This is a genomic window from Rhodococcus sp. M8 (genome assembly GCF_015654185.1).
GTDB classification, from domain to species: domain Bacteria; phylum Actinomycetota; class Actinomycetes; order Mycobacteriales; family Mycobacteriaceae; genus Rhodococcus; species Rhodococcus aetherivorans.
Genome location: NZ_CP064065.1, coordinates 5,856,912 through 5,871,442, shown reverse-complemented (window position 1 = coordinate 5,871,442; position 14,531 = coordinate 5,856,912). Strand labels below are relative to the sequence as shown.

At 69.6% G+C, this 14,531-nt stretch carries 15 protein-coding genes; 8 read left to right on the top strand and 7 right to left on the bottom strand.

Annotation, left to right across the window (positions count from 1 at the left end; all coding sequences use genetic code 11):
- Positions 1–12: 12 nt before the first annotated feature.
- The 5 genes from ISO16_RS26800 to ISO16_RS26780 are packed head-to-tail and all read left to right on the top strand — an operon-like array spanning position 13 to position 5,917.
- Positions 13–1,596 (top strand): class I adenylate-forming enzyme family protein, encoded by a 1,584-nt coding sequence (locus ISO16_RS26800; protein WP_072634830.1) that lies wholly within the window; start codon positions 13–15, stop codon positions 1,594–1,596.
- A complete protein-coding gene (locus ISO16_RS26795; RefSeq protein ID WP_072634829.1) occupies positions 1,593–2,045 on the top strand; it encodes a MaoC family dehydratase in 453 nt (150 codons plus the stop codon). The genes ISO16_RS26800 and ISO16_RS26795 overlap by 4 nt, the downstream gene beginning before the upstream one ends.
- A gap of 36 nt (positions 2,046–2,081) precedes the next feature.
- Positions 2,082–3,881 (top strand): FAD-dependent oxidoreductase, encoded by a 1,800-nt coding sequence (locus ISO16_RS26790; protein ID WP_072634828.1) that lies wholly within the window; start codon positions 2,082–2,084, stop codon positions 3,879–3,881.
- A gap of 3 nt (positions 3,882–3,884) precedes the next feature.
- Positions 3,885–4,973, top strand: a complete 1,089-nt coding sequence (locus ISO16_RS26785) for a maleylacetate reductase (protein ID WP_072634827.1) — start codon at positions 3,885–3,887, stop codon at positions 4,971–4,973.
- A complete protein-coding gene (locus ISO16_RS26780; RefSeq protein WP_072634887.1) occupies positions 4,970–5,917 on the top strand; it encodes a dioxygenase family protein in 948 nt (315 codons plus the stop codon). The genes ISO16_RS26785 and ISO16_RS26780 overlap by 4 nt, the downstream gene beginning before the upstream one ends.
- Positions 5,918–5,968: 51 nt before the next feature.
- Here ISO16_RS26780 and ISO16_RS26775 read toward each other — a convergent pair whose 3' ends face one another.
- Positions 5,969–6,889 carry a phosphodiesterase gene (locus ISO16_RS26775; RefSeq protein WP_006933091.1) on the bottom strand — a complete coding sequence of 307 codons (921 nt, stop codon included), beginning with the start codon at positions 6,887–6,889 and terminating at the stop codon, positions 5,969–5,971.
- Between the two features lie 132 nt (positions 6,890–7,021).
- Positions 7,022–7,816, bottom strand: coding sequence for a hypothetical protein (locus ISO16_RS26770; protein WP_072634826.1), 795 nt, complete (start codon positions 7,814–7,816; stop codon positions 7,022–7,024).
- Between the two features lie 202 nt (positions 7,817–8,018).
- On the opposite strand from ISO16_RS26770, the gene ISO16_RS26765 reads away from it, so the two are divergent.
- The gene (locus ISO16_RS26765; protein WP_029542672.1) at positions 8,019–8,435 is read left to right on the top strand and encodes a CoA-binding protein; all 417 of its coding nucleotides are present in this window, start codon (positions 8,019–8,021) and stop codon (positions 8,433–8,435) included.
- An 84-nt stretch (positions 8,436–8,519) separates the two neighbouring features.
- Here ISO16_RS26765 and ISO16_RS26760 read toward each other — a convergent pair whose 3' ends face one another.
- Positions 8,520–8,813 (bottom strand): SHOCT domain-containing protein, encoded by a 294-nt coding sequence (locus ISO16_RS26760; RefSeq protein WP_072634825.1) that lies wholly within the window; start codon positions 8,811–8,813, stop codon positions 8,520–8,522.
- Positions 8,814–8,868: 55 nt separating this feature from the next.
- Positions 8,869–9,318: a DUF6325 family protein gene (locus ISO16_RS26755; protein ID WP_072634824.1), complete on the bottom strand. Its 450-nt coding sequence runs from the start codon at positions 9,316–9,318 to the stop codon at positions 8,869–8,871.
- A gap of 247 nt (positions 9,319–9,565) precedes the next feature.
- Between ISO16_RS26755 and ISO16_RS26750 the strand changes: the two genes are divergently transcribed.
- The gene (locus ISO16_RS26750) at positions 9,566–9,991 is read left to right on the top strand and encodes a DUF7144 family membrane protein (protein ID WP_006933103.1); all 426 of its coding nucleotides are present in this window, start codon (positions 9,566–9,568) and stop codon (positions 9,989–9,991) included.
- Positions 9,992–10,107: 116 nt separating this feature from the next.
- Positions 10,108–11,892, top strand: a complete 1,785-nt coding sequence (locus tag ISO16_RS26745; RefSeq protein WP_195886179.1) for an alpha/beta hydrolase — start codon at positions 10,108–10,110, stop codon at positions 11,890–11,892.
- A 173-nt stretch (positions 11,893–12,065) separates the two neighbouring features.
- Here the strand turns inward: ISO16_RS26745 and ISO16_RS26740 are convergent, their stop codons facing one another.
- From ISO16_RS26740 to ISO16_RS26730, 3 genes are read right to left on the bottom strand one after another with little or no spacing between them, the layout of a single operon-like run.
- Positions 12,066–12,596: a flavin reductase family protein gene (locus ISO16_RS26740; protein WP_006933107.1), complete on the bottom strand. Its 531-nt coding sequence runs from the start codon at positions 12,594–12,596 to the stop codon at positions 12,066–12,068.
- Between the two features lie 4 nt (positions 12,597–12,600).
- Positions 12,601–13,389 (bottom strand): SDR family oxidoreductase, encoded by a 789-nt coding sequence (locus tag ISO16_RS26735; RefSeq protein ID WP_072634823.1) that lies wholly within the window; start codon positions 13,387–13,389, stop codon positions 12,601–12,603.
- On the bottom strand, positions 13,386–14,528 hold the full coding sequence (locus ISO16_RS26730) for a LuxR C-terminal-related transcriptional regulator (protein ID WP_139310991.1): 1,143 nt from the start codon (positions 14,526–14,528) through the stop codon (positions 13,386–13,388). Before ISO16_RS26730 ends, ISO16_RS26735 begins: the two co-directional genes overlap by 4 nt.
- Positions 14,529–14,531 lie beyond the last annotated feature (3 nt).

The window sequence follows — 14,531 nt, the reverse complement described above, 5'->3', positions numbered from 1 at the left end:
CCGAGGACCATCATGATCGATCAACCTCATCCCAGCCCCGGCACCTCGAACACCAGCCTCTGGGACGTGTTCGCCCGCCGCGCCGCCGCCCACCCCGATCGCGAGGCCGTCGTGCACGGTTCGTTCCGCTGCACCTACGGCGAACTGCGCGAACAGGCCGAACGCACCGCCGCCGGTCTCGAAGCGCTGGGGGTGTGCCCCGGCGACCGGGTCGGCATGCTCTCCTACCCGCGCCCCGAAGTCGTCGCCGTCTATCTCGCGTGCGCCCGGTTGGGCGCCCTCTTCCTCGGGATCGGAACGCGGGTGAACGAGAAGGAACTGGACTACATCCTCACGGACGCCACGCCCTCCGTCCTTGTCACCGTGGAACGATTCGAGGGCACGCAGTTCGGTGCCCTCGTCGATCGGGCCGCGGAACGCCACGACATTCGTGCCGTCGTTCGTCTCGGTGACGAGCCGGGCGGGCCAGTGCCCTTCGAGGCGGTTCCCGCACGATCCGTCGCGCGGCCCGTCGATCCCGACGCCCCGCTGTCGATCGTCTACACGTCCGGGACGACGGGGGACCCGAAGGGCGCCGTCGTGACCCATCGCGGCATCCTCACCTTCTCCGCGCTCCTGCGCCACACTCCCGTCGAGGCGCCACGCATCCTGTCGCTCATGCCGATCGACCACATCGGTGGTCAGGGCAACGAAGTCGTGTCCGCCATTCTGTCCGGCGGCACCCTCGTCCAGCTGCCGCGCTTCGAGGCCGGCGCCGCACTCGACGCGATCGAGCAGGAGAAGGTCACCCTCTGGCAGGGAGTCATCCAAACCATGCTCAACAGGCTCATGGCACACGATCGGTTCGAGACCGCGGACCTCGGCTCGCTCGAGCGGTTGTGGTGGGTCGGTCCGTTGCCGGTGAGCCTGGCGGAACGGCTCGCCGCCCGGATCCCCGTCGTCGGCGCCTCCTACGGCATGACGGAAATCGGGTGCATCACCATGACCGATCGGGACATCACCCCTGCGGAGGCGACCCGCACCGTCGGCAAGCCGCTCGACGACATCGACATCCGGATCGAACCGATCCCGGGGCACCGCCCCGGCGAACCCGGCGAGATCCTCGTACGACGCAACCCGTTGATGCACGGGTATTGGGGAAAGCCCGACAAGACCGCCGAAGCGATCACGCCGACGGGATGGCTCCGCACCGGCGATCTCGGCTACTTCGAGGACTCGGGAAACCTTGTCCTGGCCGGTCGTTCGAAACTGCTCATCCGCTCGGGCGGCTACAACATCTCACCGATGGAGATCGAGCAGGCCGTCGAAAACCACCCCGGCATCCAGCTCGCCGCCGTGGCCGCCGTGCCGGATCCCGACCTCGGGGAGGCCGCCCACATGCTTGCGGTCCCGGCCCGCGGGCACGCCCCGACCGAGGAAGAAGTGAAGAGGTTCCTTCGCGAGCGCCTCAGCTCGTACAAGATCCCCAAGAGCGTGCGGTTCTGCGACCAGCTCCCGTTCCTGGCCAACGCCAAGCTCGACCGCCGGGGCGTGCAACAGATGCTCGACCCGAGATCCGACAGCCCCGCACCCGTCCCGTCCCAGGAGGAACGATGATCGTCTTCGGCAGCACCGCCGATCTCACCCAGCACGTCGGCACACATCTGGGCTCCAGTCCGTGGGTAACGCTGGACCACCAGCACATCCGCGGATTCGGTGAGGCCACACACGACTTCAACTGGATCCACTTCGACACCGAGCGCGCCGCGGCGTCCCCGTTCGGATCGATCATCGCGCACGGCTACCACACGTTGGCGCTGATCGGCGGGCTCATCCAGCAGACCATCGATACGTCCTTCTGCTCCCTCGGACTCAACTACGGCCTCAACAGAGTTCGTTTTCCGGCCGCGGTTCCGGTCGACACGCGGGTACGGCTGGACCTGCACCTGGCCGACACCGTGCCGTTCGACGGCGGCGTCGACGCCGTCTACCGGTGCGTCATCGAGATCGAGGACGGCGACAAGCCCGCCTGCGTCGCCGAGGTGATCTTCCGCTACTACGACTGATACCCGCCGCCCGTCACCCCTGCCTTCGGAGAACCCATGCCTGTCTTTCACGACGGTCTCGCCGAGACCGCTCCTCCCCGTGGCCCGGTCGTCGAAACCGACGTCGCCATCGTCGGGTCCGGCCCCGCCGGCGCCTCCGCCGCACTGTTCCTGTCCACGCTCGGCATCGACAACATCATGATCACCAAGTACCGGTGGACCGCCAATACGCCACGCGCCCACATCACCAATCAGCGGACGATGGAGATCTTCCGCGACGTGGGCATCGAGCAGCAGGTCCTTGCGGAGGCGTCCCCCCACGCCATCATGGGTGACACCGTGTTCTGCACCGCCCTGGCGGGCGAGGAACTCGGGCGGATCCTGGCGTGGGGTACCCACCCCGCACGCGAGGCCGACTACGTGCTCGCCTCGCCGTCCCTCAACTGCGACATTCCGCAGACGCATCTCGAACCGATCCTCGTGAAGAACGCCACGGTCCGCGGTACGCAGACGCGGTTCTCGACCGAGTACCTCTCGCATTCCGAGGACGCCGATGGGGTCACCGTCCGTGTTCTCGATCGGCTCGACGGCCGCGAATTCGACATCCGGGCCAAGTATCTGATCGGGGCGGACGGCGCCCGCTCCACGATCGCAGCCTCCCTCCACCTGCCGTTCGAGGGCCGGATGGACATTGCCGGTTCGATGAACATCACGTTCCGTGCCGACCTCACCGACCTCGTCGCGCACCGCCCCTCGGTGCTGTACTGGGTGGTGCAGCCCGGCTCGGATGTCGGCGGCATCGGCGCCGGACTCGTCCGCATGGTGCGCCCGTGGAAGGAGTGGCTCGCGGTGTGGGGCTACGACATCGAGCTGCCGCCACCGGAGATGAACGACGATCACGCCCGGGAGATCGTCCGCACCATGATCGGTCGCGACGACATCGACGTGGAGATCACGGGCTACTCGCTGTGGGGCAACAACGAGATGTACGCCACGCACATGCAGTCGCACCGGGTCTTCATCGCCGGCGACGCGGCCCACCGTCACCCGCCGAGCAACGGCCTGGGCTCCAACACCTCCATCCAGGACTCCTACAACCTCGCCTGGAAGATTGCCGCCGTGCTGGAAGGACGCGCCGGTCCCGGACTCCTCGAGACCTACTCCGTCGAACGTGTCCCTGTCGCCGAGCAGATCGTCAGGCGCGCCAACAAGTCCAGTCGGGAGTTCGTGGGAATCTTCGAAGCCCTCGGCACAACTCGGGCGACGACGGTCGAACACATGCAGGCCGAACTCGCCGAACTCCGGGCCGACACACCCGAAGGTGCCACCAAGAGGCAGGCGCTCGCGGCGGCGATGGAGCTCAAGAACTACGAATTCAACGCTCTCGGCGTCGAGCTGGGGCAGAACTACGCCGGCTCCACCGCGGTGGCCGGGGACGGGAGCGTCCTGCCCGCCCCCGCGCGGGATCCGGAACTCTACTACGAGCCGCACACGTATCCCGGTGTGCGCCTGCCGCATTGCTGGGTAGGCAGTTCGACGAGCAAGATGTCCACTCACGATCTGGCGAAGTACACGCAGTTCACTCTCTTCACCGGCAAGACCGGCCGGGCGTGGGCCGGCGCGGCGGCGAAGGTCTCGGAGGAACTCGGCGTCGAGGTGGTCCCGATCGTGATCGGAGCCGGCGAGCAGGTACAGGACCTGTACTTCGACTGGAACAGGCTGCGGGAGGTGGCGGAGGACGGTGCGGTCCTGGTCCGGCCGGACACCCACATCGGATGGCGAGCACACCGTGTGGCGGACGACCCGGTGGCCGCACTGCGCGACGCCATGCTCCGAATCCTGCACCGGCAGGCGTGACCGATGGGACTGTCGTTCACCCATGAGGCCCTTCCGCAGCGCGTGGTGTTCGGGGCCGGAGGCGCACGCCGCCACCTCGCGGCCGAGATCGACCGGCTCGGCGCCGCGCGGGTCATGCTCGTGGCATCGGCGGCGGAAGATGCCCTCGCCGACCGCATCGCCGGGGACCTGCCGGTGGTTTACCGCTGGTCGGAGGTCCATCCGCACGTCCCCGTCGAGGTTGCGCGACGAGCACGGCGGGCCGCAATCGACGCCGAGGCCGACGCCCTCGTCAGTATCGGCGGAGGATCGGCCGTCGGCCTGGCCAAGGCCGTCGCGATGACCACCGGCCTACCGATCGTGGCCGTGCCGACGACCTACGCCGGTTCGGAAGCGACCAACGTGTGGGGGCTGACCGAGAAGGGGGTGAAGACCACCGGCGCCGACAACGCGGTCCTTCCAGCCTCGGTGATCTACGACTCCGAGCTGACCGTCGGCCTGCCGGTCGATCTCAGTGTGGCCAGCGGCCTGAACGCGCTCGCCCACTGCATCGACTCGCTGTGGGCCCCGCGCGCCGATCCGATCAATGCCGCGCTCTGCCTCGAGGGCGCCCGTGCCCTCGCCACCGGCCTGCCGGAGGTTGTCGCGGACCCCGGCGGCATCGACGGCCGCGACCGCTGCCTGTACGGCGCGTACCTCGCTGCCGTGGGGTTCGCGTCGGCCGGCGCGGGCATGCACCACCAGATCTGCCACGTCCTCGGTGGCGCATACGGTCTGCCGCATGCGCAGACCCACGCCGTCGTGCTGCCCTACGTGCTGGCCTTCAACGCCGCGTCGCTCCGCACGCTCGGCCGGCGCCTCGCCGTCGCGCTGGGATCCCCGACCCCGACGGATCCCGACGCGGCCTCCGCAGCGCTCGACGAACTACGGCGACGCTCGAACGCTCCGACGTCTCTCGCCGAGCTGGGGATGCGCGAGGCGGATCTTCCCGACGCGGTGCGGCGCTGCCTTGCCGCTGTTCCCGACACCAATCCCACACCCGTCACGCCGCAGAACCTGACCGAGCTGCTGTACGCGGCGTGGTCGGGTCGGCAGACCCGGAGGACTCCGTGAACACCCCATCCGATCACCCTCACGAGCCGTTCCACTCCACCCCTCGCCCACTCGACTCGGCGCCCTCCGTATCGCCCGAACAGGCACGACGCGAGCAGGACCTCGTCGACCGGGTCGTCGCGTCGTTCGACAACACCGGTTCGCCGCGCCTGCGTCAGCTCATGCAGGCGCTCGTCCAGCATCTGCACACATTCGTGCGCGAGGTACGGCTCACCGAGCAGGAATGGAGTACCGCCGTCGGCTTTCTCACCGAGTGCGGACACATCACCGACGACAAACGCCAGGAGTTCGTCCTCCTCTCGGACGTCCTCGGTGTCTCGATGCAGACCATCGCCGTCAACAACGAGGCCATCGGCGACGCCACCGCGTCGACCGTGTTCGGGCCGTTCTTCGTCGAAGGGTCACCGCGCATCGAGACCGACGGCGACCTGACGTTCGGCGCGAAGGGCCAACCGTGCCGAGTGCAGGGCACCGTCCGCGACCTCACAGGCCGGCCTGTGCCGGGCGCGCGCCTCGAGGTGTGGGAGGCCGACGAGGATGGACTGTACGACGTGCAGTACCGCGACGAGCGCGTCGCGGCTCGCGCTCACCTGTTCACCGGCGACGACGGCCGGTACAGCTTCTGGGGACTGACCCCCACCCCCTACCCGATTCCGCACGACGGTCCGGTCGGGCGGCTGCTCGAAGCCGCCGGGCGGTCACCGATACGCGCGTCCCACCTGCACTTCATGGTGTCCGCGCCGGGACTTCGAACGCTCGTCACCCACATCTTCGTCGACGGCTGCGACTACCTCGACCGCGACAGCGTGTTCGGTGTCGAGGACTCGCTCGTCAAAGACTTCGTCCAGCACTCGGCCCAGGAGCCGCCGCCGGACGGACACGACCTCGCGGGGCGCAGCTGGGCGAGCGTCGATTTCGACATCGTGCTGGCGCCCGCCGAGTAGGCCGGCCGTGGCGACGCCGGTACCGACCGTCCGAGTTTGTGCGGCGCGAGCCTAGACGCGGACGGTGACGTCCGGGTTCTCGGGGATGCGGATTCCGGCCTCGGCGAGACGCTGGGCCGCGTCCTCCGCGGTGGACGGCCGGCCGGTGGTGATGTAGCTGCCGGTCGGCACCACGGAGTGGACGATGGTGTCCGGGTAGACGTGCACGAGGTTGAAGCCCTGGGCACCGTCGTGGCCGCGCTGGCACCCGGCCGGAACGTTGAGGTCCTGGGTGTAGCACGTCGAGGAGGCCACGGAGACGGGGATGTCGGCGAAGGTCGCAGTCGTGGTGTAGTGCAGGTGCCCGGCGAGGATGGTGCGCACGTCGGTGCCGCGCAGCACCTCGGCGAGGCCGGCCTGGTCGCGCAGCTCGACGAGCACGGCCTGGTCGAACACGCTGGGCACCGGCGGGTGGTGCATGGCGAGGATGGTGCCGAAGCGCGCCGACGTCTCGAGTTCCTGCGCCAGCCAGTTCAGCTGTTCCTGCGAGATCTCGCCGTGGTGGAAGCCGGGCACCGAGGTGTCGAGGGTGATGATGCGCAGGCCGTTGACGTCGTATACGCGGTCGATCGGGCCGGTGGACGGCGCCTGATCCAGCAGCAGTTCGCGGAAGGTGGCGCGGTCGTCGTGGTTGCCCATGGCCCACACGATCTGCGCGCCGAGTGCCTGCGCGACGGGCTCGACGAGGCCGCGCAGCTTCGAGTAGGCGTCGGGCTGGCCGCGGTCGGCGAGGTCGCCGGTGAACACGAGCGCGTCCGGCTGTACCTGGGACGCGCGGATATCGGCGAGAATCTGCCGCACCCGGGCGTCGGCGTCGACCGTCCCGTAGAGCAGTTCGTCTCCGCCGACCAGGTGGGTGTCGGTGATGTGCAGCAGGGTGTGCGAGGGCCTCGGGTATTCGGCTATTCGCTCGGCCCCACGAGGGCTGCCCATGATCTCTCACTTCCGTTCGCCGACGTGCTCAGGGGCACACGTCGAGTATGACCATAGTCGAACGGGTTCGGGTTGCCCTTGGGCACCCCGGAGTCGACGCGACGGCGAACAGGGCGGAAACCTCGGGTGCCGTCAGGCGAGATGCGCCCCCAACGGCGTGGATTCCGGCTGGTCGAGGCGCCAGAACATGCCGCCGTCGCACGATTCGACGTCACCGCTGAGGTAGCTGGCGACGGCGACGGCGGCGGCGGTCGGATCGGGAAACCGTCGGCCCTCCATCGGGCCGGCCGTGATCTCGAGGACGCCGGTGGCGGGGTCGAACCGCCCCTTGACCCGGTAGCCGTCCCAGTCGGCGAGCACCGGCAGCCGCGGGTCCTCGGCGACCTCGGGCTCGGCCGCCCCGCGCGCCTTGCCCGAGGTGCTCGCCTTGCGCGCGCGGTTGCGGGCGAGCCGCTCCTGCTCGGCCTCGGCCGCGTCGTCGTCGGTGTAGCGGGTGGTGTCCTTGGCCGGCGTCAGGCCGAGCAGGTCCCAGCGGTCCTTGCCGTGGGCGACACTGCTGAGCGGGATGGCGTGGCTTCCGGTGCGGGTCCGGCCGCGCGCATCGGCCATCCAGATGTCGACCTCGGCGGCGATCCCCGCCGCGACCTCGTCGGACGGCAGCACGAAGTACGTCACCGGGGTGCTCCCCAGGTCCACGAAGACCCAGAACTGCGAGCCCGTGTCGTCGGCGTCCGGCAGGGCGTCCTGCCGTCGCGCCTGCCAGTCCCCGTCGATCTTGGTGCGGACGCGCACGATGCAGCTGTCCCCGTCGACGCCCCACACCTGGACCGGGTTGCGCGGCAGGTGCTCGAGCCGCTCGGCGCGGCCCCCGCGCTGGATGACCTCGGAAATGAAGGCTTGGATGCCTCGACCGGCCGTATCTTGCACTCGACTGCGTCCATTTCTGTGCTGCGCCCCGTACGCATCGGTGAGCTGTGTTGCGACGGGTCCAACGCGGCACGACTCGAGTTTCTGTACTCCAGAGTACGGGCAGGGGTTCGGCGGTGGCCGGACGAGTCGGCCTTCGGTGGGTCGGACCGGGTGCCGCGACGATGTCCGCCCCGCGCCGATGAGGGGTAATTTTGCTGCCATGAGCACGTCCTGGCAGGACCCGAAGGCGGTGAACCTGATGCTCGACGACTGCGACACCTGGGCGGTGGTCGGGCTGTCCGGCAATCCCGGCCGGACCGCGTATCGGATCGCGCGGCTGTTGCAGGAGCGCGGCAAGCGGATCGTCCCCATTCATCCGAACGCGCCGACGGTGCTCGGCGAGCAGGGCTACGCGTCCCTCGCCGACGTCCCGTTCCCCGTCGAGGTGGTCGACGTGTTCCGCCGGTCGGAGTCGGCGGGCGAGTTCGCCGACCAGGCCGTCGCGATCGGCGCGAAGGGCGTGTGGTTCCAGCTCGGCGTGATCGACGAGGACGCGTTCCGGCGCACCACCGAGCAGGGCGTGGCGATGGTGATGGACGCGTGCCCGGCGATCGAGTGGGGCAGGCGGCGCGGCTGAGCCCGCTGCTGCGCCGCGGCGTCGCCCTCGCTGACCGGCCGCCCGCCGGCGACGGCCGGCGGCCGTGCCGATCGAGCGGAGGGGTCAGGACGCCAGGATCCGGGCCTTCTCGGCCGCGAACTCGGCCTCGGTGAGCACGCCTTGTGTTTTCAGCTCGGCGAGGTCCTTCAATGCGGCAATCCGGTCCGTCCCTCCCGGGGCCGCCGGGGCGGTCGGCGTCGGGGCAGGTTCGGGCGGGTACTGCGCATCGCGGTCGTATGGAGCCTGCTCCTGCGCCGCCCAGCGCCGGCCCTGCCGCCGGGACACCCGGTTGGACACGGCGGTGGCGGTTCCGGCCACCACGGCGGTACGGGCGACTCCGCGAAGCAGTCCGGGCATGGTGCACTCCTCGGGTACTCGAATGGTATATCGATTCGAATTACTTTGCTCTACTTCAGCTTTCAGATCCAAGAGCCTCCAGAGACGACAGGATGCTCTGCACCGGGATGCGACCCGACGCGACGAGCTGGGCGCCGTTGCGACGCAGCGCCCGCGCGAATGGCGCGGCCCAGGTGTTCTCGTAGACCAGGACGGCTGCCGAGCAGCCCGGCTCGAGCGCGGCTCCGGCTTCCTCGAAGTCGGTGTCGTCGAGCAGACCCGAGGCGGCCTCCGCGAACAGGGTCACGTCGAACTCGCCCTCCAGCCCGACCTCGGCGATGTCGATCCCGGCGACGGAGCCGTCGGGGTCCTTGCGGACGAACGCCAGGTCCAGCACCCGGATGATGCCGCGCTCGACGAGGTCGCGCAGGAGCGGTAGCGCCGACCCGTCGGGAGGGCGATCGGCAGGAAACTCGATGACGAGATAGTCGACCGGACCCATCTCGTCGATATCGGAATCGGTCACCAGGAGCCTCGTTTCAGCGACGGAACCAGTGTTCGGCGGGCGCACCACCCACCACCTGTTCGACGATAGTCCGCGCGCGGCAACCCGCATCGGTTTTTGCACATGCGGCATCGGGACACCGACCCGCCCCCGGCAATGCCGGTCTCGTGACCGCTTCGAAACGGGAAAAAGGCCCGAAGCCACTGCAGAGAAACAGAGCCGAAGCGCACACTGGGCGAGACCAATCCCGCCTCGGAAGGGGAGCATCATGTCTCAGAACGTGCGTGCCGATCAGGAAGGCATGTCCGTCAAACAGGGCATCGCCGCGGGGACGTCGATCGGGGCCGCGGTCATCATGGCCACGATCGGCATCCTGCAGTTCTTCCAAGGGATTGCGGCGGTGGCCGAGGACGAGGTGTTCGTCCAGGGCCAGGAGTACACCTTCAAATTCGACCTGACCACCTGGGGGTGGGTCCATATCGTCTTCGGTGTGGTGATGGTGGTCGTGGGCATCGCCCTGATCAGCGGCGCGACGTGGGCACGAGTGTCGGCAATTGTCATCGCTGCGCTGTCGATCCTCGCGAACTTCCTGTGGCTCCCGTACTACCCGTGGTGGTCGATCCTGATCATCGCGCTCGACGTGGTGGTGATCTGGGCGATTTCGACCTGGAACCCGCGAGCCGACTATTACTGACCCGGGCGGGGAGGAGATCCGGACCTTCGTTCCCTTGCTGATCGAGAAATCGGCGTGGCGCGACATCGGGAACGCTTCTCGCTCGTCCCGGACCGGTCGCACATAGGCGGATAGCGATGACACAACAGGGAACCGGCGCCCAGGACGATTCGGCGCCGAGCGCACCCGACACGGCGAACACCGGTGCAGGTCTTCCCGGCTCCGGAGCTCGCGCCGCGACCGTCGAGGCCGCGGCAGGAGACGACGAGAGCCGGTCGCCCGAGACCGGGGGCCGCCGGAAGCTGCTGTACGTCACCCTCCCGGGGTGCTGGGGCGCACTGATCTTCGCGTGCTTGTCGTTCACGCCGTCGCTGCTACCACGCGGAGGCCTGCTCCAGGGCATGATCTGTGGCATCACTGCCGCGATCGGCTACGGGTTGGGGGTGTTCGCGGCGTCCGTGTGGCGCGCATTCGCCGACCGAGGCCCTCGACGTCCGCGGCGCGGCTCCTGGCTGGTCTTCCTGGTCGCCGCGGCGGTGCTGTTCGTCGGCTTCTTCGGCGCCGGTCAGTACTGGCAGCACGAGATCCGCGGGTTGATGGGGGTCACCGAGTACAACGTCGCGCTCGTGGTCCTCTCACCGTTCGTGGCCGTGCTCGTCTTCGGTCTCCTGCTGGCGATCGGGCGCGGCGTCCGGGGCTTGTATCGCTGGCTGGCCGCTCTGCTCAACCGGTGGATCGGACATCGCGCGGCGACCGTGGTCGGGTGGCTCGCGGTCGCCTGGCTCGTCTACGCGGTCGTGTCGGGTGTGCTGCTCGGTGGCCTCGTCGCCGTCGCCAACTCGGCGTTCTCGGTGCGGGACACCACGACCCCGGAGGGCATACAGCAACCCACGACCGGCCTGCGTTCGGGGGGACCGGGATCGGTGGTGCCGTGGGACTCGTTGGGGTACCAGGGGCGCAGCTTCATCGGCTCCGGCCCCTCCACGGAGGAGCTCACCCAGTTCGCCCGACGCCCGGCTGCGGAGCCGATCCGGACCTATGCCGGACTGGCGACATCCGACGACTCCGAGACCCGGGCGACGACGGCGGTCCGGGATCTCGAGCGTGCCGGAGGGTTCCAGCGGGGGAACCTGCTGGTGGTCACCACCACGGGAAGCGGGTGGGTGGACCCGGCGCTGGTGGATTCGTTCGAGTATCTCACCGGGGGCGACGCGGCGACGGTGGCGCTCCAGTACTCGTACCTGCCGTCGTGGATCTCCTACCTGGTCGATCAATCCAAGGCCCGGCAAGCCGGTCGCGACCTGTTCGACGCGGTCTACGACGTGTGGTCGAAACTCCCCCAGGACAGCCGCCCCCGGCTGTTCGTCGCCGGAGAGAGCCTCGGCTCGTTCGGCGGCGAGACCGCCTTCAGCGGCGAATACGATCTGCGCAACCGCACCGCGGGCACCGTGTTCGCCGGTCCCCCCAACTTCAACACCCTGTTCCGGGAATTCAGCGACCGGCGTGACGCGAACAGCCCGGAGGTCGAACCGGTCTTCAAGGACGGGCGCACGGTGCGGTTCACCAACGATCCGCAGGGCGGCATTCCGCCCGCGGACCGGCCGTGGGACGGCACCCGGGTGCTGTACCTGATGCATCCGTCCGACCCGATCGTCTGGTGGAGCCCGAATCTGATCCTCGGCGAACCGGACTGGATCGGCCAGGCGCCCGGACAGGATGTGCTCGAGGAGATGTTCTGGATGCCGTTCGTGACGTTCTGGCAGGTCACCGCGGACCTGCCGTTCTCCACCGGTGTCCCGGGCGGCCACGGCCACAAATACACCTCCGGGTACGTCGACGGATGGAACGCGGTCATGCAACCGACGGGGATCACCCCCGAGCAACTCGCCACCCTCCGGACGATCATCGAAGCCGGCGAGTAGGACAGGAGGGGGCGCTCCGGTAGCGATGATTCGAGTGATGTTCCGGCACCGAATCTTCCGAGACCCGGGGAACCACCTGCTCGTCGACGTCGACGACAGTCCGACCAGGGCGTGGCGGTAGTGATGGACGCGCGCCCGGCCGTCGGGTGCGGCAGGCGGCGCGGCTGACGGCCCTACCGAGCGGCCGGCGAGCGGGCGACGCACCCGGGCACGGCCTCCCGGGGTGCCGCGAGCCGGTAACTGCCGGCGTGGAACAGCAGCGGCTCGTCCTCTCCCCGTTCGTACTCCCGCACCCGGCCGACGAAGATGGTGTGATCGCCCTCCACGTATGCATTTTCGCGGGTGCACACGAACCGGGCGAGGCATCCGCCGAGCAGCGGCACCCCGCCGGGCCCCTCGTCGACCGGCAGCCCGGCGAACTTGTCCTCGGCGGGCCGGGAGAACCGCTGCGACAGCCCCTGCTGCTCGACCCCCAGCACGTGGACGGCGAAATACTCGGCGGTGCAGAACGTTTCATAGCTGGGCGCCCGGTTGGCGAGGCAGAACAGCAGCAGGGGCGGATCGAGCGACAGGGAGGTCAACGAGTTCGCGGTGATGCCGGCCCGCCGGGCGCCGGCACCGCGCGCGGTAATGACGGTGACGCCGGTGGCGAACTGACCGAAGGCGTTGCGCAGGTCGCGGAGATCGAGTCCGTGGGTGGTCATGGCGTCACTCCTGTCCGGCGAGTTCGGCCATGAGCTGATCGGCCCGTTCGGGGCCCATGGCGGTGTAACCGCCGTCGACGGCGTAGTCGGCTCCGGTGACGAACGACGCCTCGGGCGAGAGCAGGAACCGCACCACGGCAGCCACCTCCGCCGGGTCGCCGGTGCGGCCGAGCAGGTGCAGCGGCGCGGCCACCCGGTCGGCCTTGACGCGATCCCCGCCGGAGAGCTGGTCGATGGCGTTGGACCAGGTCCAGCCGGGCGAGACGGAGTTGACGCGGATGCCGTCGGCGGCGAGGTCGAGGGCCATGTTGCGGGTGAGCTGGACCATGGCGGCCTTGCTGACGGGGTACGTCCAGCGCCCGGCCTGCGCGACGCGCGCGGAGGTGGAGGTGAAGTTGACGACGGCGGCCCGGTCGGAGCGGCGCAGCCACGGCAGCGCGAGCGCGGTGAGGACGGCGGCGCTGACGACGTTGACGTCGAGGGTGGCGAGCCAGTCGGAGCGGGTGGAGGCGGGCCCGTTGTCGCGGTAGACGCAGGCGAGGTTGACGAGGTGGTCGATGCCGCCGTGACGGTCGGCGATCGCGGCGACGGTGCCGGCGAGGGCTTCGTCGTCGGTGAGGTCGGTGCGGTGGAAGCTCGCCTGCTCGCCCAGCCGGTCGGCGACGGCTCCGCCGGCGGGATCGACGTCGACGATCGCGACGGACCAGCCGTCCTTGGCGAGGGCTTCGGCGACGGCCGCGCCGATCATGGTGGCGCCGCCGGTGACGACGGCAGTGGGGGCGGTGGTGGTCATGGCTGCTCCGGGGTCGTGGGGCGCGGTCCGTCGTCGGCGGGTTCGCCGGTGAGGGCGGCGCGGGTGAGCTCGAGCCGGGATCGGATCCCGAGCTTGCGGTAGGTGGTCTTGAGGTACTGCTTGACGGTGTAGCGGCTGAGGAAGAGCTTCTCGGCGATCTGCTGGTCCTGCAGGCCCGCGACGGCGAGGGCGGCGATCTCGCGTTCGCGGGCGGAGAGCTGCGAGGCGAGGTGGTCGGGCAGCGCGGCGACGCCCGGTGCGGCGGGCAACAGCTCGAGCAGTGCCACGACGCGGCGGGCGCCGCCCCGGTCGGTGACGCAGCTCTGCACCTGCAGGTGCCGGGACACCCCGTCGAGGCGCACGTCCAGGACGAACGTCTGCCGCATGCCGGCGTCGGCGTCGCGGCCGGGCCCGCCGGCTTCGATGAGCCCGGTCAGCCAGAGCGTGGGCTCGCTGATGCCGACCCGGCCGAGCAGGGCCCGCGCGGCGGCGTTGACCTGGCGTTGCCCGGTGGCGAGATCGAGGATGACCGTGGCCTCGCTCGACAGGTCGAGCGCGGCCCACAGGTCGTCCTGCACGGCGCGGGCCGCCTCCCGCCGAGCCACCTCGGTGACCGCGACACCCACGAGCCGGCCCAGGGCGCCGGCGACGGCGATCTCCGCGGGCGACGCCAGCGCGAGCCGGTCGTTGTCGGCGAAGTTGAGGGTGCCGACGACGTGGCCGCGTTCGATGATGGGCGCCTCGAGCACCATCCGCATGTCGTGCAGGCGGGCCACGTCGCGGAAGAACGGGGACTCGGTCCACGTGTTCTCGCTCATCAGCCGGCTGCTGTGGGTGGGGCGGCGGCGTTGCTCGAGCGTGCGCAGCACGGGGTCCTGGTGACGGCCGAGTTCCTCGTACAGCGTCAGGAAGCGTTCGCTGACGCCCTCCGCGGCGGCCAGCGGGGTGCGGCCGGGCGAGTCGCCGAACAGGTAGATGCCGAAGGCACGGGACGGCAGCACCCGCGGGACGAGGTCCATGCACAGGTCCTGGATCGCCTCGACCGTGTCGACGGCGAGGAGGGACTCGGCGACGTCGGCGAGATCGGTCGCGACGGTGCGATCGTCGTCGTCACCGTCGAACGGGAACTCGATGTCCATGGC

Coding starts and splice junctions, on each gene's coding strand:
- ISO16_RS26735 (WP_072634823.1), bottom strand. CDS start 13,389: ATGACCACCACCGCCCCCACTGCCGTCGTCACCGGCGGCGCCACCATG.
- ISO16_RS26785 (WP_072634827.1), top strand. CDS start 3,885: ATGGGACTGTCGTTCACCCATGAGGCCCTTCCGCAGCGCGTGGTGTTC.
- ISO16_RS26775 (WP_006933091.1), bottom strand. CDS start 6,889: ATGGGCAGCCCTCGTGGGGCCGAGCGAATAGCCGAATACCCGAGGCCC.
- ISO16_RS26765 (WP_029542672.1), top strand. CDS start 8,019: ATGAGCACGTCCTGGCAGGACCCGAAGGCGGTGAACCTGATGCTCGAC.
- ISO16_RS26800 (WP_072634830.1), top strand. CDS start 13: ATGATCGATCAACCTCATCCCAGCCCCGGCACCTCGAACACCAGCCTC.
- ISO16_RS26790 (WP_072634828.1), top strand. CDS start 2,082: ATGCCTGTCTTTCACGACGGTCTCGCCGAGACCGCTCCTCCCCGTGGC.
- ISO16_RS26745 (WP_195886179.1), top strand. CDS start 10,108: ATGACACAACAGGGAACCGGCGCCCAGGACGATTCGGCGCCGAGCGCA.
- ISO16_RS26740 (WP_006933107.1), bottom strand. CDS start 12,596: ATGACCACCCACGGACTCGATCTCCGCGACCTGCGCAACGCCTTCGGT.
- ISO16_RS26750 (WP_006933103.1), top strand. CDS start 9,566: ATGTCTCAGAACGTGCGTGCCGATCAGGAAGGCATGTCCGTCAAACAG.
- ISO16_RS26730 (WP_139310991.1), bottom strand. CDS start 14,528: ATGGACATCGAGTTCCCGTTCGACGGTGACGACGACGATCGCACCGTC.
- ISO16_RS26760 (WP_072634825.1), bottom strand. CDS start 8,813: ATGCCCGGACTGCTTCGCGGAGTCGCCCGTACCGCCGTGGTGGCCGGA.
- ISO16_RS26795 (WP_072634829.1), top strand. CDS start 1,593: ATGATCGTCTTCGGCAGCACCGCCGATCTCACCCAGCACGTCGGCACA.